This is a genomic window from Brevibacterium sp. GP-SGM9, from assembly GCF_047300845.1.
Lineage (GTDB): Bacteria > Actinomycetota > Actinomycetes > Actinomycetales > Brevibacteriaceae > Brevibacterium.
This window is the reverse complement of record NZ_CP178563.1, coordinates 3,168,486-3,187,165: the sequence shown is the minus strand read 5'-3', so window position 1 is coordinate 3,187,165 and position 18,680 is coordinate 3,168,486. Positions and strand designations below refer to the sequence as shown.

The 18,680-nt window shown below is 65.1% G+C and carries 16 protein-coding genes; 4 read left to right on the top strand and 12 right to left on the bottom strand.

Annotated features, from left to right (window positions below):
* Window positions 1-40: 40 nt before the first annotated feature.
* The 4 genes from ACH82I_RS14260 to ACH82I_RS14245 form a co-directional block, all read right to left on the bottom strand.
* On the bottom strand, window positions 41-979 hold the full coding sequence (locus ACH82I_RS14260; RefSeq protein WP_413333540.1) for an alpha/beta fold hydrolase: 939 nt from the start codon (window positions 977-979) through the stop codon (window positions 41-43).
* Between the two features lie 15 nt (window positions 980-994).
* Window positions 995-1,306 (bottom strand): DUF2516 family protein, encoded by a 312-nt coding sequence (locus ACH82I_RS14255; protein WP_230744513.1) that lies wholly within the window; start codon window positions 1,304-1,306, stop codon window positions 995-997.
* 111 nt (window positions 1,307-1,417) lie between these two features.
* The gene (locus tag ACH82I_RS14250) at window positions 1,418-1,933 is read right to left on the bottom strand and encodes an AzlD domain-containing protein (RefSeq protein WP_413333538.1); all 516 of its coding nucleotides are present in this window, start codon (window positions 1,931-1,933) and stop codon (window positions 1,418-1,420) included.
* The gene (locus ACH82I_RS14245; RefSeq protein ID WP_413333536.1) at window positions 1,930-2,787 is read right to left on the bottom strand and encodes an AzlC family ABC transporter permease; all 858 of its coding nucleotides are present in this window, start codon (window positions 2,785-2,787) and stop codon (window positions 1,930-1,932) included. The genes ACH82I_RS14250 and ACH82I_RS14245 overlap by 4 nt, the downstream gene beginning before the upstream one ends.
* Before the next feature lie 65 nt (window positions 2,788-2,852).
* On the opposite strand from ACH82I_RS14245, the gene ACH82I_RS14240 reads away from it, so the two are divergent.
* A complete protein-coding gene (locus ACH82I_RS14240; protein WP_413333534.1) occupies window positions 2,853-3,509 on the top strand; it encodes a helix-turn-helix domain-containing protein in 657 nt (218 codons plus the stop codon).
* Between the two features lie 68 nt (window positions 3,510-3,577).
* Here ACH82I_RS14240 and ACH82I_RS14235 read toward each other — a convergent pair whose 3' ends face one another.
* On the bottom strand, window positions 3,578-4,720 hold the full coding sequence (locus ACH82I_RS14235; RefSeq protein WP_230744509.1) for an FUSC family protein: 1,143 nt from the start codon (window positions 4,718-4,720) through the stop codon (window positions 3,578-3,580).
* An 84-nt stretch (window positions 4,721-4,804) separates the two neighbouring features.
* Between ACH82I_RS14235 and pepN the strand changes: the two genes are divergently transcribed.
* Window positions 4,805-7,684, top strand: a complete 2,880-nt coding sequence (gene pepN, locus ACH82I_RS14230; RefSeq protein ID WP_413333532.1) for an aminopeptidase N — start codon at window positions 4,805-4,807, stop codon at window positions 7,682-7,684.
* 194 nt (window positions 7,685-7,878) lie between these two features.
* Here the strand turns inward: pepN and ACH82I_RS14225 are convergent, their stop codons facing one another.
* Entirely contained in the window at window positions 7,879-8,967 is a 1,089-nt protein-coding gene (locus ACH82I_RS14225; protein ID WP_413333530.1) for an NlpC/P60 family protein, read from the bottom strand.
* A 325-nt stretch (window positions 8,968-9,292) separates the two neighbouring features.
* Window positions 9,293-10,372 carry an LLM class flavin-dependent oxidoreductase gene (locus ACH82I_RS14220; RefSeq protein WP_413333528.1) on the bottom strand — a complete coding sequence of 360 codons (1,080 nt, stop codon included), beginning with the start codon at window positions 10,370-10,372 and terminating at the stop codon, window positions 9,293-9,295.
* Window positions 10,373-10,478: 106 nt separating this feature from the next.
* Here ACH82I_RS14220 and ACH82I_RS14215 point away from each other — a divergent pair, with 106 nt between their 5' ends.
* Entirely contained in the window at window positions 10,479-10,604 is a 126-nt protein-coding gene (locus ACH82I_RS14215) for a hypothetical protein (RefSeq protein ID WP_413333527.1), read from the top strand.
* Window positions 10,605-10,743: 139 nt separating this feature from the next.
* On the opposite strand, the gene ACH82I_RS14210 is transcribed toward ACH82I_RS14215, so the two are convergent.
* Entirely contained in the window at window positions 10,744-13,080 is a 2,337-nt protein-coding gene (locus ACH82I_RS14210) for a DUF222 domain-containing protein (RefSeq protein ID WP_413333525.1), read from the bottom strand.
* 469 nt (window positions 13,081-13,549) lie between these two features.
* Here ACH82I_RS14210 and ACH82I_RS14205 point away from each other — a divergent pair, with 469 nt between their 5' ends.
* The gene (locus ACH82I_RS14205) at window positions 13,550-14,716 is read left to right on the top strand and encodes an NAD(P)/FAD-dependent oxidoreductase (protein WP_413333523.1); all 1,167 of its coding nucleotides are present in this window, start codon (window positions 13,550-13,552) and stop codon (window positions 14,714-14,716) included.
* Between the two features lie 43 nt (window positions 14,717-14,759).
* On the opposite strand, the gene ACH82I_RS14200 is transcribed toward ACH82I_RS14205, so the two are convergent.
* The 4 genes from ACH82I_RS14200 to ACH82I_RS14185 form a co-directional block, all read right to left on the bottom strand.
* Window positions 14,760-15,155 carry a universal stress protein gene (locus ACH82I_RS14200; RefSeq protein ID WP_413333522.1) on the bottom strand — a complete coding sequence of 132 codons (396 nt, stop codon included), beginning with the start codon at window positions 15,153-15,155 and terminating at the stop codon, window positions 14,760-14,762.
* 125 nt (window positions 15,156-15,280) lie between these two features.
* The gene (locus ACH82I_RS14195) at window positions 15,281-16,639 is read right to left on the bottom strand and encodes an APC family permease (protein WP_413336769.1); all 1,359 of its coding nucleotides are present in this window, start codon (window positions 16,637-16,639) and stop codon (window positions 15,281-15,283) included.
* 145 nt (window positions 16,640-16,784) lie between these two features.
* Window positions 16,785-17,543 (bottom strand): type 1 glutamine amidotransferase, encoded by a 759-nt coding sequence (locus ACH82I_RS14190; protein ID WP_413333520.1) that lies wholly within the window; start codon window positions 17,541-17,543, stop codon window positions 16,785-16,787.
* Window positions 17,540-18,643, bottom strand: coding sequence for a dipeptidase (locus ACH82I_RS14185; protein WP_413333518.1), 1,104 nt, complete (start codon window positions 18,641-18,643; stop codon window positions 17,540-17,542). The genes ACH82I_RS14190 and ACH82I_RS14185 overlap by 4 nt, the downstream gene beginning before the upstream one ends.
* Between the last annotated feature and the right edge of the window lie 37 nt (window positions 18,644-18,680).

The following is an 18,680-nucleotide window of genomic DNA, read 5'->3' as shown; positions in this document are numbered from 1 at the left end:
TCTAGTCAGAGAACCCGGTCGGTGAACTCAGCCGGTGAACTCAGCCGAAGAACTCGCCGAGGATGCGACGGACCTCGTGGCGGCCGCGCCACAGGATCGAACCGGCGGGCAGAATCTCGAGCCGGGAGTCGGAGATCGCGGCCGCGATCGACTCGGCGATCTCCACGGGGTGGGCGGGATCGTCGGTGTGGGTGAGGACGAGGATCTCACCGGGGAACCGCGCAAGGGCCGCGAGCCGCTCGTCCACGGCACCGTAATCAGCGCCAGCGTCGACCGCGCCACCGTCGACCGCGTCAGCGCCACCGTTACCAGCGACAGCGTCGTCCGCGTCAGCGCCACCATTGCTCGAGACACCATCAACCGCGATCTCGAGGGCGAGTCCGAGGCCGTCGGACATATCGGTCTCCACGAGGTTCTCGGCCTTCGCTCTCGTCCACGCCCGGGCGGGGAGCAGATCGGCCACCTCGGCGGGTTCCCGGGACAGCATGAGATCGGTGATGCCCTCGATGTCGGCAGCGGCGACCAGTCCGCGCAGAGTCTCGAGGTAGGAGCGGTTGCGGTCGAGCACCTCGGCGGTGAATCCGGTGAAGGAGGCGGGGAGGACGAGCGCGACCTTCTCCAGCTGCCGGGTCACGGGATGCCCGTTGCTGATGAGGTTGAGCAGTCCGCCCGCGGACATCGACACTCCCAGGGCCCGGGTCGCCGAGGTGGTGCGCAGGGCCTCGGCGAGCGCCTCGGCGATCTGCGGATAGGTCCACCCCGGTCCGGGCGAGGGCCTGCCGCCGTGTCCCGGAAGATGGAGGAAATGGCGGGTGCCGGTGATTCCGGTGCCGAAGGGACGGGTATCGCGGATCGCGCCGGCGAAGCCGTGGGAGAAGAGTGTGTGGGGTTCACCGGATCCGAAGGTGGCGATGTAGCCGGCGTCGGGGCCGGGCAGGTTGAGGTCGTTCGTCATCGGTGTCGTGGCATCGTTCGTCATACGCCTATGTGCCGCTCAGCGACGGCGATTGCGGGGATCGATGGCTTTGATCTTGGGGCGAACGTCGGTGAGGTAGACGATGCCGGCGACGAGCGCGATGAGGTTGAGGAAGATCATCCGCATGCCCAGGGGCGGGAGCGCGATGAGGGCGATGGCCAGCCCGACGCCGAGGATGATGACCCAGAACTTCTTGCTCTGCTTGTCCACCGCACGGTAGTTCTCGTCCTTGTAGCGGAGGCTGTCGATGAACGCCCAGATCTGGACGATGAATGCGGCCACCGACAGGGCGAGAAAGACGAGGCGCTGAAAGTCGGCGATGTATTCCATCCCCACAGCCTAGCAATCGCGGAGGCGCGGAGCATCGCCCGGCGGCGGTTCCTGGGCGAATCCCCACCACCGCCTCATCCCGCGCTCAGCCGCGAGCGTCCGAGCGCTCCGTCACAGGATGCCGGTCATCCGGATGACCGCGCAGACTCCCATGCCGAGGAACACGCACAGCAGCATCGGCATCCGCAGGATCGCGGCGAGGACGCCCACGCCGACGCCGATGAGTCGAGCCGGATCGGCGATGTCCTGACCATCGAAGACCGCCGTGGTCGCGAACACCGCACCGATGAGCACGACCGTTGCCCGGTCCATCCACATCGTCACCTGCGAGGTCGAATCGCCCTCACCGTCGGATCCTGCCGCCGAGGCGGTCGGAGCGTTGGGCCCATCCTCCACCGAGGTGGGCGAGGCGCTGAATCCTTCACCCGCCGAGGTGGGCTGAACGCTGGCCCCTTCCCCCACCGAGGTGCTCGCATCGTCCGATCCGGCGCCTGCCGGGACGGGCACGGCACGGCGACGCTCGCCTTTCGTGGCGATCGCCCCACCGAGCTTCACCCCGGCGAAGCGCATGACATAGGTGCCGAGGCTCAGCGCGGCGAGCGCGATGAGGAAGCTGACGGCGTTCATCGTCTCCCCTCCTCGGATTCTGCGCTGACGGATTTCGCAGTCGCGGCCTTCGCGGTGACGGATCTCGCAGCCTCGGCGCCGTCTCGATGCTGCACGCCCGCAGATTCGCTCGCGGTCTCGGGCGCGACTTCGGGCTCGTCCGTCGCCCCACCTCGGCGCTTCCTCACTGCGGCGCGGATCAGCCATCCCGCGGCGACGAAGACGAAGACCGACAGCGAGGTCACCGCTCCGAGGCCGAGCGGCAGGATCGGAGTCAGGGCCACGGCGATGACGATGCCGACGACGGTCAGCGTCAGCGTCGCACGGTTCTTGAGGTCGCCGCGGATGAGGCAGAAGAGAATGATCGGGAACGCCGCATCGAGGCCGAGCATATCGGCGTCGATGACCCCGCCGAGCCATTGGCCGAGCATCGCCCCGCTCGGCCACATTAGCGCGATGGCGGCACCCATGAGCAGGAACGCGTGCCAGCGCTCCCGGTCGTTCGCACCGATGCGGGAAATTGCGGTGGACTCATCGTTGACCCAGTGGGAGGCGATGAGTGCTCGCCAGTCCAGTGGGAAGAAGCGGCCGACGGAGACGCCGAAGGCGAAGTTCCGGGAGTTCACGAGCAGCCCGGCGAGCACGGCGAGGATCGGGGCGCCACCTGCGGCGATGACTCCGACGAAGGTGAACTCGGCGGCACCGCCGAGGGCGAACATGGCCAGCAGCAGGGTCTGCCACCAGGGGAATCCGGAGACAGCCGAGATCGCACCATAGGACATTGCGACCGCAATGATGGTGACGGTGACGATCGCCACCGACCGATACGTGGAGCCGGGGAGCACCCGCTGGCCCGTCCGAAATACTGAACCCATGTTCCATATACTGCACGCCCCTAATATGTTCGTCAACCCGAACAAGCAGACGCTATGATGAACAAATGAGTTCTCGAGCTTCCGACGATTCACTCAGCGGTGGCGAGCCGCCCGCGCAGCAGTCTTCTGCGGACCGGCGGCCCTCGCCGGCCGCGCAGCCCTCGCCGGCTTCACAGTCCTCGCCGAGCCAGCAGATCGCCACCGCGCTCAAGCGGGAGCGCGTGCGTGCGGGGCTGAGCCTCTCGGAAGTCGCCCGACGTGCGGGAATCGGCAAGTCGACGATGTCGGGGCTCGAGACGGGCACCGGCAACCCCAGCCTCGAGACCATGTGGGCACTGGCTGCGGCCCTCGACATCCCGCTGGCGCGGCTGCTCGATCCGCCCCCGCACGAGGTGGCGCTGCTGCACACCAGGGACATGCCGAGCCTGCCCTCGACGACGGCGAACTATGTGGCCACTCTGCTCTCGGCGTCGCCGACGAGCGCTCGGCGTGACATCTATTTCATCCAGGCCGAACCCGGAGAGCCCCGGGAATCACAGCCGCACCCGCAGGGGACGATCGAACACGTGATCCTCGGCCGTGGGGCCGCGCGCATCGAGGTGCTCGGGCAGTCGTACGAACTCGACGTCGGCGACTATCTCACCCACCCCGGCGATCAGCCGCACACCTTCACCGCGCTCGAAGAGGGCACCAATGCCGTCTTCGTCGTCGAAAGCAGCTGAGTACGCCAGCTGACAACTCCAACTGAGCGCCCCAGCTGGCAACACCAGCGGAGAACGCTCCGCTCGGTCTACTCCGCCGGTGGTCCTTCGGCTTCGTCCTCCGCCAGGGGCGGGAGCCGCGAGTGGGCGGCGTCGTTGGTCAGTCCGGCGGCTTGGAGGAGATCGGCGGCAACGGGACGCAGCAGCAGAACCAGGGACTCGTCATGGATGTCCCAGGTCGACTTCGCCCGCGGATCGAGCCCGCCGGCGGCCTCGGACAGTGCCGCCTCGGCAAGGGACCGATCGGTGCCGCGGCGCAGCGCAATCTCGAGTTTCTTCGCACCGTCGGCCAGGGAACCGACGTAGCCGCCGATGATCGGCTTCTCGACGCCGAGCTCGGTGATGCCGACGACCCTGCGGGCGATCACCCGGATTGTCCGCATCGCCCGGTCGGAGTATGTGTGGGCGCGGGAGAGCCTGGTCACCTCGGCGGCATGTCTGCGGGCTCGCGCATTGATCTTCGCGGCCTCCTGCGACACCTTGAGCGACGATCCCCAGGAATCGATGATGTCCTGCGTCTCGCGGGCGCGGGTGAGCGCGCGGGTGGCCATCTCGGGATCGGATTCGCGCAGCGCCTTGGCCATCATCTCGAGCACCGCGTTGATCTCCTCGAGCAGGTTCGCGGCCAGTCGCCTCGGCGCTTTGCGGGCATCGCGTGGGATGAGGAAGGCGAGGAGGATCGCGCATACCGAGCCGGCCAGGGCGTCGAGCGTGCGCGGGAACGCCATCGTCGACGAGGTTGCGGGAACTACGACGACGTAGACGGACTGCACGGCGATCTGGGTGATGAAGATGCCCCCGGAGTTGAGGACGGTGCCGATGAACAGGCCGATGGCCAGGGTCACCGCGAGCTGCCAGATGCCGCCGCCGTAGACGTTGACGAGGAATTCGCCGACCAGCACTCCGAAGGTCGCACCGAAGCCGATCTCCAGCGCTCGACGCAGGCGGCGATCGGTCACGGGTCCGATGCCCACCGCCGAGGCGACGGCGGCGAGGAAGGGATAGGGGTGACCGAGCACATAGACGCAGAAGGAGTACGCCGCGGTCGCCGCGATCGGAATCTGGATCAGCTGGCCCGAGTTCGCCCACACACGCTTGAGACCCAATCGCAGACGATGGGTCACGATGCTGAAGGCACGCCGAGGCAACCTGCTGACCTCAGGTTTCGCCATCTGACCCCTTCGCTGCTCGCATCCGCTTTCCCCAGCGTACCGGAATTGTGACATGCTAAAGTCGGTGCGCCGAGGAGGCTATGAATGACAACGAATCTCACCCGAGACGAAGCGCAGAGCCGTACACAGCTGCTCAAGGTCAAGACTTACACCGTCCATATCGATGTGAGCAATGCCGAAACAGATGCTGAGACCTATTACTCCCGGACCGTCGTCGAGTTCAAGGCGCGTGCCGCGGGCGCGACGTTCATCGACCTGATTGCGGACTCGGTCTCCTCGGCCGAGATCAATGGTGAGACGCTCGACCCCGCCGAGGTGTTCGACGGCGCCCGTGTGCGCTTCCCCGTCCGCGAGGGCAAGAACGTCCTGACCGTCGAGGCCCAGGCTCGCTACTCGACCTCCGGTGAGGGAATGCACCGGTTCACCGATCCCGCCGATGGGAAGGTCTACCTCTACACCCAATACGAGCCGACCGACGCCAGGCGGGTGTTCGCGAACTTCGATCAGCCCGACCTCAAGGCGAAGTTCGTCTTCTCGGTCACGGCCCCCGCTCACTTCCAGGTTCTGTCGAACCGTCCCGAGACGAGCCAGGACACGCTCACCGCGGGCACCACCTCGGCGGACGATGCCGGATCCCCGAACGACACTGCTTCCCCGAACGACGCTGCCTCCGCGGATGCCGCCTACTCCCCCACCGTCACTCATTACTTCGCCCCGACGCTCAAGCAGTCGAGCTACATCACCTGCATCACCGCCGGGCCCTACGAGGGCGCGAGCGATCAGTGGACCGGCCCGAGCACCGGCGAGGTTGTGCGCTTGGGGGCATGGACGCGAGCCAGCCTCGTCGACCACCTCGACGCCGACGAAATCTTCGGGGTCACCAAGGCCGGCCTCGACTTCTTCTCCGCGAACTTCGACTACCCCTACCCGTGGGGCAAGTACGATCAGATCTTCGTCCCGGAGTACAACCTCGGCGCGATGGAGAATCCGGGCCTGGTCACCTTCACCGATTCGCTGATCTTCCGGGACAAGGTCACCGACGCCCAGTACGAGTCGCGGGCCAACGTCATCCTCCACGAGATGGCGCACATGTGGTTCGGCGACCTGGTGACCATGAAGTGGTGGGACGACCTGTGGCTCAAGGAGTCCTTCGCCGACTACATGGGCGGGCTGGCCCTGGCCGAGGCGACCCGCTTCACCGACGGCTGGGTGACCTTCGCGCTGCGCCGCAAGGCCTGGGCCTATACCCAGGATCTGTATCCGACCACTCACCCGATCGTCGCCGACATTCCCGACGTCGAGGCCGCGAAGCTCAACTTCGACGGCATCACCTACGCCAAGGGCGCGTCCGTACTCAAGCAGCTCGTCGCGTTCGTCGGTCGGGAGGCATTCTTCGCCGGGTCTCGGCTGTATTTCCAGCGTTTCGAGTACCGCAATACGGAGCTCGCCGATTTCCTCGAATGCCTCGCCGAGGCGGCCCCGGACCGCGATATCGCGAGCTGGGCGAGTGCATGGCTGGGCACCTCGGGCGTCTCCGAGCTGTCGTTGGAGCTGACGACCGCCGAGGTCGAGGGCGCCGAACTTCGCCGTTCGGCCCGGGAACGCATCACCGGGGCGAGGATCACCCAGGCCGATTCGGCGGAGGGCGCGAAGCTGCTCCGACCGCATACGCTCGAGATCGCCACCCTCGGCCGGTCGGGACGCAGCCTCGAACCGATCGATACGCTGGTCTTCGAATTCGACACGGAATCCGCCGAGGTGGAGCACCTCATCGGACGGTCCCGTGGAGAGATCACCCTGCTCAACTACGGCGATCACGACTATGCTCGCGTACGCCTCGATGAGGCGTCGGTCGAAACCGCGATCACCTCGGTCTCGCGCATCGCCGACCCTCTGTCGCGGGCGCTGACCTGGTCAGCACTGGACAATGCGGTTCGTGACGGGCTGCTGCCGGTGCAGCGTTATCTCACGGCCTATGCCAGGAGCCTCGGCAAGGAGAGCCATGCGGGAATCATGGCGGGGCTGAGCCAGACGGCGCTGACCTGCTTGGACCAGTGGGTCTCGGAAAGGAACTTCGAGACCGCGATCTCGGGACTGCTCGGTGCTGCGCTCGACGCCTTGGCCGCTGCGAAGTCCGGCTCGGATGCACAGCTGAACCTGGCCAACCTCGTGCTGGCGCTGACCTCGCGGACCGGCCGGTGCCTCGGCCAGAGTCCCGCGATCGCAATGGGGCGCGCTTTTGCCACGCAGATCCTCTCCGTACCGGTCGGCGAGGAGATCCAACGGCTCTCACCCGAGGCTGTGGATGCTGCGGATGCTGGGGATGCTGCGGATTCGACCGGTTCTGGTGCGGGCGGAAGCGCTTCGGGGGCGGCCGGAAGTGCTTCGGGTGCCTCGGCGCCTGCCGCCGAACATTCGGCGGCAGCCCTGCCGTTCCGCGGGCTGATCAACGATCATGCTCTGCGTTGGAATGCGCTGACCGCGCTCGTCTGCCTGGGCTGGGCCGATCAGACCGATATCGCCCGCGAGAATCAGTCCGATCCGAGTTCGTCCGGGCGCCTGCACGCCGAGACCGCAAGTGCCGCGCTGCCCCTGCCGATCGTGAAGATCCGTGCATGGGAGGCGATCATCTCGGTCGGCTCGCTGAGCAATGATGTGCTCACGGCGATCATCTCGGGCTTTGTGGCCCCGACCGCGATGCCGCTCATCGAAGGATACGTCGATGAGTACTTCGCGCGCCTCGACAGCTTCTGGTCGGAGAATTCTATCGAGATCGCTCGGCGTCTGGTGCTCGGCCTCTATCCGCGGTGGTCGGTCGATGAGGAGGCCGTGGTCGAGAAGACCGATTCGTGGCTGGCCGCCCGCCCGGCGGCTCCCGCGGCTCTGCGCCGTCTGCTCATCGAACGCCGTGACGATCTGGCGCGCGCGATCTTCCTCAAGTCCACGCAGAGCGCTCGTCACTGATCTCGGTCACATCCGCCTCGGCGGGAGACGGCTTCTCGGTCCACCTCGGCGGGTGGAAATTTCGCAGTCCACGACCTCAGGACATGACGAAGGCCGGCTCCCGCAGATACGGAAGCCGGCCTTCGTCATCCCTCAGAGTGCCTTGGCTTCTGCACCCTGGATCCGCTGTGCGCCAGTGGACGCAGTGCACCGGATCAGAGGATTCGGCGAGCTCCTGAGAACTCGTTGCCTTTGTCCCACGACTTCCAGTCGGTGACGTAGACGTCCTTCGAGGCGTTGGGCGAATGGATCATCTTGCCGCCGCCGATGTACATGCCGACGTGGTGGACGGTGCCGGAGCTGGTCGAGAAGAACAGCAGGTCGCCTTCCTTGAGGTCGCTCGAGGAGACTGCCTTTCCGACCTTCGCCTGCTCGCCCGAGTCGCGCGGGATGTCGATCCCGTGGGCGCGGTAGACGCTGTAGGTGAACCCGGAGCAGTCGAAGCCGTAGGCCGAGACTCCGGCCCACAGGTAGCGGAGTCCGTCGAACTGCTTCGCGGTCTCGACGAGGTCCTTGCCGCTGGGCTTCTTCGGCGATTCGTCGACATCGTAGACGTTGACGTCATCCGCGTCGATCCAGGCGGCGCCTCCTCCGGGCAGAGCGACGCGAACATCGTCGACGTCCTGGGCGATGAGCGGCAGGTCGACGTTGAAGCTGACATCGGCCCCGGTATCCTTGGTGAACTCGATGCCTTCGAGCGTGCTCTTCTTCTTCGTCACCACCGCACGAGGCTGGTCTTCCTTGAGCTGACCGAAGCGGTCGTTCTCGGTCAGCTGCTTCGTCGGCAGCCAGCCGGGATAGCCCTTCTTGTTCTTGGGGGTCTTCTGGTCCTTGATGCTGACCTCAGCCCAATCACCCTTGATCTTGAGCACGGTGACCTCTGAGCCGTATACGGCCTGGGTCTCGACCTTGCCGGTGAGATCACGGCGGTCGTCGGTGTCCTTGAGGTTCTCGTTCCACTTGTCGAGGTCGACGGGGTGATCGAGGGCGGGCTCGTCCATCTTGCGCGGCGCGTCGGGGTCGGTCCACAGGGTGGCGACGGTGACGTCGACGTAGGCGGTCTCACCTTTGTCGATCTTGCCGTCCGTGATCGGTTCGAGTTCTTGACCGGGAACGACGTCGGCAGACATGTCACCCGAGGATTCACCATCGGTCGCGTTGAGTGAGCTCGACAGTGCGGGAGCACCTGCGCCGAATACAAGTCCGAACCCAAGTGCCGCCGAAACAGCAATTCTGGTACGCATTATTTCTCTTTCGGTCTGCGGGTGTCACACACCCGCGTGGGGGAAGTCTCCGAAGTTGCGCTTGCGCATTCGGTATGCGGACTTCGCCGCCTTCGACACCGATCGTGTTCGATCGATCTCGCGGGCTTCGAAGCGCCACACAGTGCCCATCTTACTGTCTGACCGTAGGTGGACGGCAAGCTCGGCACTGTGGCAGGATATCGCGCTCAGGACGTGAAAAGAAGTGTCCTTGCTCGAATCGATACAGAGATGAGACCTCTGTTCAGCGGTCGGAAGTTCGGCGTCCGGAAGTTCGGCGGTCGGCGGTGGGATCTCAGCCCGACGCTCAGCGGAGGAATTCCGCGGCCAGGAGTTCGAGGGTTTGGATTCGCCCGAAGTCCTCGCGCAGGTCCTCTCCGTCCATGGCCCCGGCCACGGGCTGGATCATGATCTCGTCGACCTCGAAGCGTGCGGCGAGCTCTTCGAGCTGCCCTGCGGCGGCACGGGCATCGCCGACGATCCAGTTCTGGGACAGCTCCTCGCCGACCATTCTCTCCTGATCGGTCATAACCGAGCGGACATCTTCACCGGCCAACCGCAGCGGCCCCATCTGTCCGCCTGTGCGCAGCCGTGCCATCTGGAGCAGGAACGGCTCCGACCTCAGCTGCGCCTCCTCATCGGTGGGCGAGACGACTGCGTTGACGGTGACGAAGGTGCGTGGTTCCTCGCCGTAGGCACCGGGCGTGAAGTTGTCACGATAGATCTTCATCCCGGTTGTCGCGCCGGCAGCGAAGTGGTTGGCGAAGACATAGGGCATTCCGAGTTCCGCGGCCAGACGCGCTGAGTATCCGGACGAGCCGAGCAACCACGGCAGGGGCTGTGTGCCGGGCACCGCCGCCGGGGTCGCGTGCAGCACATGTTCGCGTCCGCCGTGCAGGGGAACGCGCAGGCCCTCGGGAGTCATCAGGCTCAGTGTGTCGATGACGTGCTGGGGGAACTGTTCGACAGGGTCGACCGTCCGACCTTCCCGGTCTACCATGCGACCTTCACCGAGGTGGCCCCGCATTGCCGCCGATGTGATCGGATCCGTACCCGGCGCCCGTCCGATTCCGAGGTCGATGCGGTCACCGTAGACCGCCGAGAGCAAGGCGAACAGCTCTGCTACGGCCAGGGGTGCATGATTGGGGAGCATGACTCCGCCGGATCCCAATCGGATCTGCTCGGTACCTTGACCGAGGTACATGAGTTCGGGTCCGGGCATCGTCGAGGCGATGGACGGCATGTTGTGGTGTTCGGCCACCCAATAGCGGGTGAAACCGAGACTGTCCGCGGTCTGCACGATCTGCTTCGATGCAGCGAAAGAGTCGGCTGTGCTTTGTCCGACGCGTGCCGGCACGAGATCGAGGATGGAAAGCTTCATGTCCATGGCAACAGCGGCCTCGGCGGGTTCATTCCTGAGTGGCCTTGTGACGTGGACGGCCTTGTGACACGGTCGGCGCTGTGACTTGGTCGCCTGACCTGGACGGGCTGAATTGGATGGCATTGACGGCCTGAGTGGCCTGATCGGGCTGGACGGGCTGGACGGGCTGGACGGGCTGGACGGGCTGGACGGGCTGGACGGGCTGAACTGGATGACCTGGACTGCCTCATGGCCGTGAAGACAAGATCGGCTGAGGAGCGCTGTAGCCTCGGCGGCCTTTCCCGGGTGGCGCATTGGCTCAATTGAATGTCTCCGTGGACCGGTGCGGTCCGTCCCTCGCAATTGGGCAGACTCGTCCCCTTCGACCTCAGTGTGGTCTATCCGAAGAGAGTCTCGCCGATCTCTCGCGCGATGAAGCGGGCGTGTAGTATCGGTCGCCGCGCCGGGTCGATCGTCGCGGGCGGCACCCATGCCGGTCGTCCGTCTTTGAGCATCACCGAGTGCCAGTCCGTCTTATCGATCAGCCGGTGGTGCGCCCCGCACGCGAGAGTCAGATTGTTGATATCGGTTCTGCCCTTATCGGCCCACGGCACGATGTGGTGGGCTTCGCACCATCCCGGTGGAGTGTCACAGCCGGGAAAGCTGCAACCTTGGTCCCTGCTGGCGAGGATGGCCAGCTGCTTCGCGTTCGCGAGTCGATTCTCCGTTGCCACCTGCATTGTCTTCGCCTGTTCGCTTATCAGGTGGAAGAACACGTTGCCATTGAGCCCGTCGAGCGCGGCCGATCTGATCGGGAAAGGCGCCTCCGTCCCGGTCACTGCGCGTCCGCTCTGCTGTGCAAGATCCTCGGCCTTTGCGGTCACGACCAGCGCATAGGCCGCTCCGGCCTTGATGCGATCCATTTCGATGCTGCCGATGAGGCTGGCGAAACGTTCGTAGATCCGGCGCCGCACGCTCGGCTGCTTGTCGGCCATCTCAACCAGGGATCCGTCTTCACGGACTCCGAGACCCTGCGGAACACCCCCGGCGCGTTCGGCTCCCGGCTGCTGATCGGACGCAGAGTCCTGCTCCGAGGATGGGCACTGGCCATCGGCATCAACGGCGAACGGAGGCGGAACCGAGAAGTCGAGCGAAGGATCCAGGCAATCGGAGCGGTCGCCCCGGAGCACTTCAGCATAGGCATCGACCACTTCCTGATCGGTTCCACCTTCCTGATCGGTGACCGATCCCTGTCCGGCCGCCATTTCCTGACCGGCCGCCATTTCCTGACCGGTGACGCCGTTGGTCGAATCCTCAGCCTTCGAAGCACTGTTCCGCGAAGCCTTCTCCTCTTCTGTCTTGATCCGTGAGGTGAGCAGGCCGTTGAGGACTCCGCCGGCTTCCTCGTCCAGCCGTCCTTTGAGCGACCATGTGCCGTCCTTCAACTGACGCAGATTCACACACATGCTGTCGCGAGCGGCGGCCTCTTCAGGGGCTGCACCATCAGGATCGATCCATCCGAGAATCTCTTTGTAGAGCACGAATATGTCCCGCACACGAACGGTCGGCGCCTTCTCGACAAGAATCTGTTCGGCTTCGAGCAGCTGCTCTTCGTCGACACGCGACGAGAGGTCTTGGAGGCATTTGACGATGGCTCCGGCCTGATTCGCGGAAAGTGTTCCGTTGAGCAGCGCCTCCGACGCAACGGCGAACTTCGCGTCGATCGATTCTCCGCTGTAGTTGACTCGCTTTCCCAGCTTCTTGGCCAGTTCTGTCCTGCGTCCGGCTTCACGTTCCGAGAGGCTCAGCCGGTTCTGGATCAGTGCCTGTGTCGTCTTCGCACCGAAGTCGCGAGGTGTGCCCACCCGCTCGAACACCGAGAGAGTGACGATGGAGATGGATTCCGACAGGCGGTTGAGAGTTTCGAGCCCATCCATCACCGTGACCGCGTCGTCCGGTCCCATGGGGCGGGTGAAGGAGTGCAGCTCGCCCAGGAGAGCCTGGAGACCTTCTATGCCATCGGTCAGTTCGGGAGCGACTCCCTTGAGATCCGACCACCGGTACTGGTCGAGGAGAGGGTGAGCGTCTCCCACAGGTTCGGGATTCCGGGCGATCTCACGGTGGCGTTCGGCTCGTTCCGATTCGACTCGGGCCTTCTCAGCGGCCCGCTCGTCGAAATCGTCGAGTAGCTGCTGCCATTCTTCGTCTTCTCGCTCGCGTTGTTCCCGGATCTCGGGATTACGCTCCAGATACGCGGCGTACTCGACGGTCCGCTCTGCTTCAGACTCCTTGGACCGCTTCCGCATCCATTCTGCGCGTTCGGCGTCGAGCTGCGCGGCCAGGCGCTCGATTTCTGCTTTCGCCTCCGGATCATATGCACTCGCCTCCCACAGGTTGAGTCCGTTCCAGCGGTCGGTCGGAGGGAGTTCAGCCGTGCCGGTGTCGGCGATCGCGGCCTTTCCGGACTCCTCGGGCGCCTCGGGGAATCCGCCCAATGAGCGAGATGTCTCTTCATCGGGGCCTTCGACTTCGAGGGCGTCATCGGGCAGATCGGCCAATCTGGCGAAGAGAGCGGACAGTGCATGGTCACTGAGGTCCGGGCTCATCTCCCCGAGAATTTCGTTATAGGTCGGACCTCCGCATACGAACACCTCCCCATCGGCGACACCGGCAGGGCGCATGCCGTCAGCACGCCTGTCCTGCTCGTTCGGCTGACGCCTCGGGGTGAGAGTCATGGTTTCACTGTCCATTCTTCAACGTCGGTGTTGATCTCTTGCGTCTATTCTACAATCATGAATCTGATTGTGTCTATAGTTTTGTACTAATTGTTCTCAATATTTCTGCTTTCTGTTCGGTGCGTTTCTATTTTAGGGCGGGTTCCACTCTCGAAGGAACCCAGTGCCGAATCACCGCCGCAATTCTTTACATTTCATTCCTTCTCGAATAGCAATCGTTCGCTCGTGTCGTTCACACTACATTGAGCCACTGACATGAGATTTCGCGTTCAATGGCGGGCTCCTGACCTGGACATCCACGCTCGAGAGAGCTGATCCTCAAAATCGTTTCCACGCCCTCCCCTCCCCACCCCGCCAGCTCTCATTTTGCCAATACTGCAAATATGTTTGCCAGCTATCACCACTGCAACTCAGACTGGAGAATGTTCAGCTCGGCCACCGCAGACATCTCTCACAGAAGGAAGCCATCATGACCACTACCCAGAGCAGCTCCGTTCTCCCGGATCCGCGCACACCCAGTGAGGTCGAGGTCGCCGTGGTCGGCGGAGGCGTCGGCGGTCTCGCCGCCTCGATCGCCCTGGCCAGGTCTCTGCGCAGCGTCATCGTCATCGATGGCGGGCAACCTCGCAATGCACCGAGCGCCCACGCCCACAATGTCATCGGGCACGAGGGCATCAGCCCACTCGAGCTCGTGGCCAAAGGCCGCCGAGAGGCTGCAGACTATGGTGTCGAGATCGTCGACGACACGGTCGTCACGGCGCGCAGCCTCGGTCAGCCCGGGAACTCCGCCTCCACCCAGGACGCGGGCGCCTCCGGCCCGGACGGAGGCTCTGCCGCCGACACTATCTTCGAACTCGAGACATCGAGCGGCAGACTCATCCGGGCTCGACGCCTCATCATCGCCACCGGCCTCAGCGATGAACTCCCCGACATCCCAGGCGTCGCCGAGGGGTGGGGCGAGACCGCCCTCCACTGCCCCTACTGCCACGGCTACGAGGTGCGCGGGCAGAACATCGGCATCATCGGCACGAGTGCCCTGTCCTACCACCAGGCGATGATGTTCTCCCAGCTCAGCGACCGAGTCACTTTCGTCCGGCACACTGCTCCGGCGCCCGATGCCGAGCAGACGAAGATGCTCGAGGCCCTCGGTATCGGCTATGTCGACGCACGTGTCGAGAGCGTCTCCCGCTCCGCCGCAGGCACCGTCCTCAGACTGCACCAGGACTCCGCAGCCACCTCGGCGACCGGGGACGCAACCGACGCAACCGACGCAACAACCACATTGGCGGCCGACTCCCCTACCACCTCGGCGGCCGATTCCGCAGCCAGCTCCGCAACCACCTCGGCGACCGGGGACGCAACCGACGACACCCTCACCTTCGATGCTCTGACGGTGAGTCCCTACTTCCGAGCCAACGCTGACCTGTTCACTCAGTTGGGCGGCACCGTCGTCGCCCACCCCAGCGGGATGGGTTCGACCATCCCGACCGAGATGGCGGGCCAGACGAAGGTGCCCGGCGTCTGGGCGATCGGCAACAGCGCGGATATGTCGGCGATGGTGGTCGGCAGCGCCGCCAGCGGCGTCCTCGCCGGGGCCCACGTCAACGCCGACCTCATCGTGAGCTCGTTCGGCTGAGCTTCCCCGCCGAGGTTGTGCACTCGGCCCAGCGGTTCTCAGCTCAGTGTTTGGCCTTCACGCACAGGACGGGGCACTCGGCGTCGAGGATGACCCGCTGGATCGTCGACCCGAGGAGGAACTTCCCCACCGGTGTGCGTTTCCGGGTGCCGAGCACGATCAGCTCGGCCCCCACCTCGGCGGCGGCGTCGAGAAGCTGCTCGGCGGGATCGTATTCGCTGCCCGGAGTCAGCACCCGATACTCGACCCCGGAGCGACCCAGGTAGTCCTTGACGGACTTGAGCTCGCCTTCGCCGAGGCGGTAGGAATCGCTGCGTGAGGCCGAGCGGGAGGCGTTGACGACGACCAGATCATGGCCGTCCTTCTTGGCCTGGTCGATGCCGGAGTCGAGGGCCGCATGGCCCGCGGGAGTGTTGACGTAACCGATGACAATGGTCATTGTTCACCTTCGCTTATCGGGATGGTTGGCAGGGTCGGAAGCGGCACGGCTGGCTCCAGGGTGGCAAGCGCTGGAATGATGAGCGCCGAGGCGGCCAGCGCCGGCACAATCAGCGCCGGACTCCATCATGTCAGCTCCTCAGGATTGCGGAACCTCGTGCTCGAACCTCTGACCGAGCGATTCCACAGCCAGGTCACCGCCCACAGGACGACGCCGATGCCGATCAGCGCGAGGGCGATCTGGTACTGGATCAGGTCGTCGAGGCGGGCCCACGGGCCGACGAGGAAGGCACAGCTGAACACGCCGATCCAGGGCAACCAGGACGGTGCTTTGAAGTGCTCATGCTGCGCGGGCTGCCGGCGCAGGATGAGCACCGCGACGTTGACGACGGCGAAGACTGCGAGCAGCAGCAGGGAGGTCGTGCCGCCCAGCGACGCGGTCACGGACTCCGGCAGGAACGTGGTCACGCCGATGATGAGCGCGAAGGCGATGAGGGTCGTGAAGATGATCGAGACCCACGGGGAGCGCCGTCCGGCGAGGACCTTCGCGAACACCGGCGGCAGCACGTTCTGCTTCGCCATGCCGTAGAGCAGACGACTGGCCATGAGCATATTGATCAGCGCCGAATTCGCGACCGCGAACATCGTCATGAAAGGGAAGATCGCATCGATCGGGATCCCCGGGGCACCGGCCTTGACCACGTCGAGCAGCGGCGTCTCCGACTCGGAGAGCTGGCCGATCGGGACCGCGGCGACGGCGACGACGGACACGAGCACATAGATGACTCCGGTGATCGAGAGTCCGGTGAGCATGATCTTCGGGAAGATCCGCGGATCCTTGGTCTCCTCGACCATGTTCACCGAATCCTCGAATCCGACCATCGAGAAGAAGGCGAGCGCCGTGGCACCCGTGACCGCGAGGAAGACGCTCTTGTCATCGGCGGTCTCGAAGATCATCACACGGGAGAAGTCGGCGCTGCCCGAGCCCAAGGCGAAGAAGCCGACGAGGATGACCAGCAGCAGGCCGGAGAGCTCGATGACCGTGAGCACGACGTTGAACCACACGCTCTCGCCGACACCACGCAGGTTGATCGCCGCGACGAGGGCGAGGAAGCCGAGCGCGATCCACATCACCCCGGTCCCCGAGATGTCCCAGCCGAAGCCCGCGACCATATTCGCGGCGAAGACGTTCGAAGCAGTCGACGCCGAGGTGATTCCCGAGCTGAGGACGGCGAAGGCGACGAGGAAGGTGACGAAGTGGATCCCGAACGCCTTGTGCGTGTACAGCGCAGCACCCGCGGCGTGGGGATACTTCGTGACGAGCTCCATATAGGAGAACGCCGTGATCAGGGCGATCAGAAAGGCGAGGATGACCGGTGCCCACCCGGCGCCGCCGACCTGTCCGGCCACCTGCCCGGTCAGGGCATAGACGCCCGTGCCCAGGATGTCGCCGACGATGAAGAGAAGGAGGAGCTTCGGCCCCATGACCCTCTTGAGGGTCTCGGGCTGCTTCCCCTCCCCCGGTTCGGTAGTGGTGGTTCCGGTGTCACTCACGATTCCTCCATCTCCGGTGTTCTCACACGAGCGCCTCGTTGCGCCCGTGCTCTCGCACTTTCACACCCCGGTGCCTTCACATCCGGGTGCCTTCACATCCCGGTTTCTTCACATCCCGGTGCTTCCACATCCCGGTGTCGCGGACGACAGCGAGGAAAGCGGTGAACAGGGCCTTCGCATCTCGTTCGCTGTCGGGTCCGCGCTCCGCCGCCTCCTTCAGCAGGGTCTCTTTATTGAACCCCAGATTCTGCAGTTTGTCTGCGTCCCACCGCAGAATGTTCTCGCGTGTCGACTCCGGGTGGAACTGTGTTCCCCAGGCGTTGCCGACCCGGAAGGCCTGGAACTCACACGCCTGACTCGAGGCCAGCAGGGTCGCCTCGGGCGGGAGTGCGACGATGCGGTCGACGTGGCTTTCGACGAACGACGTCCGCTGGGGAAGCGCGGAGAAGACCGGGTCGGCGGCCGCCTCGGCGGTGGTGTCGATCCAGGTGTAGCCCTTCTCCGGTTCCCCGGTCTGCGCGCGCACATCACCGCCGATGATGTGGGCGATGAGCTGTCCGCCCAGGCAGATCCCGAACTGCGGCATGTCCGTGGCCAGCGCCCGCTTGGACAGCTCGGCCTCGGTGCTCAGCCACGGCGCCCGATCGGTCTCATCGGGCATGTATCCGCCGCCGAGCATGATCAGGCCGTCGTAGTCATCAAGGGCCTCGGGCGCCGGCAGCGCGGAGACTCCCCCGATGCGCAGGTCGAACTCGACGTTCTCGCTGATCATCCACCTGGTCAGCTGCCCCGGTTGGGACTCGATGTCGTTGACGATGACGAGGAGGCGAGTCATCGCGCGTCCCTCGCCGAGGCGGTGCCACCCGATCCCGCGTCACCCGCCGAGGCGGTGCTTTCCGTTCCTGCGTCCGCCGTTCCGATGAACGCCGTGTACGCCTCTTCGTGGGCCTCGAGCACGCGCATCGCGTTGTCGAAGCCGAGCTTGCGCAGATCCGTCTCGGACCAGCCGCGTCCGGCGAGCTCGGCGAACAGGTTCGGGTACTGGCCGGCGTCGCCGAGTCCCGTCGGCAGCTCGTCGACGCCGCAGATGTCGCCGCCGAGGCCGATGTGGTCGATGCCGATCCGCTCGCGCACGTAGTCGCAGTGGTCGGCGACCTGGGCCACGGTCACCTCGGGCGCGGTGCCCTGCTCCCCGGCGTCGACCCATTCGCGGCGTTCGTTCGAGACGAAGGACGGCACGAAGGTCATCATCGCCACTCCCCCGTTGCCGGGCACGCGGTCGAGCACGTCATCGGGGATGTTGCGCGGGTGCGGGTTGAGCCCGAACGCGCACGAGTGGCTGAAGATCACGGGCAGTGTGGAGATGTCGAGCGACTGGTGCATGACACTCGGCGCGACATGGGAGAGGTCGACGATCATACCGATCCGATTCATCTCGGCGACGACCTCACGGCCGAATGCGCTCAGGCCCCCGTGCTGCGGATCGTCGGTGGCGGAATCGGCCCAGGAGTGAGTGGTCGACCAGGTCAGAGTCATGTACCTCGCTCCGGCCCGGGCATAGGAGCGCAGGACCGCGAGGGATTCGTCGATCTGCTGCCCGCCTTCGACGCCCATGAGCGAAGCGACCTTTCCGGCCTGGCGCGCGGCGACCACCTCGGCGGCGGTGCGGGCGAAGGCCAGGCGCTCCGGGTACGCGCTGACGACGCGGGCGACGGCATCGATCTGCTCCCAGGTCGCCTTGATCGCCTGCGCGCCGGTGATCGAGGAGTGGACGTAGACCGACCAGTACTGGGCGGCCACGTGCCCGGCGGCCAGCTGGTCCATCGTGGTGAACGGGGAGACGGCTGGGTCGTTGAGCCCCTCCACGCTGTAGTCGCGTTCCTCGCGCAGGAACCAGGCGAGGTCATTGTGTCCGTCGAAGACGTCGATGCTCATGTGCTTCTGTTCTCCTTGTCGGTGGTCGTCAGCCGTG